We start from the raw sequence: 838 nt of genomic DNA, 5'->3' as shown, positions 1-838 counted from the left end.
CCGTACCAGGTGCGCGACTTCCAGGCGGCGAAGAAGCCCACCGGCACCGCGATCAGCACCGAGAGCGCGAACGACAGCAGCGTCAGCGGCAGGGTGACGTTCATGCGCCGGACGATCTCGTCGCCGACGTTCAGGTGGTTGGTGAACGACTGGCCGAGGTCGAACGACAGCAGCTGCCCGACGTACGACAGGAACTGTTCCCAGATCGGCCGGTCCACCCCCAGGCGGGCGGCGGCCGCGGCGATCTCGGCATCCGTCGCCCCCACCGAGATCAGGGCGAAGACGGGGTTTCCCAGCACCCGGAGCACGACGAACAGGATCGTCACCGCCAGCGCGAACGCCAGCAGCAGCAATCCTGTCCGTCGAAGCAGGTACCGGGTGATCGCTACGCCTTCGTGATGTCGTACACGTAGAAGAGGGAGTTCAGTCCATTCTCCGGCACGCCGCTGACCCCCTCCGCCGCGATGCGCAGCTGCGGGTTCAGGTAGAGCCAGACGCTCGCGGCGTCGTCGGAGATCTGCTGGTTCGCCTTCGCGATCAGCTCGGTCTGCTCCTCGACGGTGGATGCCGCCTCGGACTGAGCCAGCCACGTCTGCACGTCGGCGTTGTCGTAGCCCCAGTAGAAGTCGGGGTTGCCGTAGAAGTTGATGTCACGGTCGTTGACGTGGCCCTGCAGGGTCGCCTCGAAGTTCTTGTCCGTGTAGACCTTCTGGTACCACTCGTCGTCGGTGATGATGTTGATCTCCACCGTCACGCCGACCTTCGCCAGCTCGGACTTGAGGAACTCCGCGACCGTGGAGTGCACGCCCGAGTCGGGGGTGTCGATCGTGAAGGTGAA

The 838-nt window shown here is 65.0% G+C and carries 2 pseudogenes; both read right to left on the bottom strand.

Annotated elements, in window-relative coordinates:
* A pseudogene (locus tag NQ160_RS24290) lies at positions 1 to 353 on the bottom strand (ABC transporter permease); the annotation flags it as partial.
* Between the two features lie 32 nt (positions 354 to 385).
* Positions 386 to 838, bottom strand: a pseudogene (locus NQ160_RS24285) (ABC transporter substrate-binding protein); the annotation flags it as partial.

It is taken from the genome of Microbacterium sp. zg.Y909, assembly GCF_024626565.1.
The sequence above is the reverse complement of the archived record's forward strand: the minus strand, read 5'-3'. Positions and strand labels throughout refer to the sequence as shown.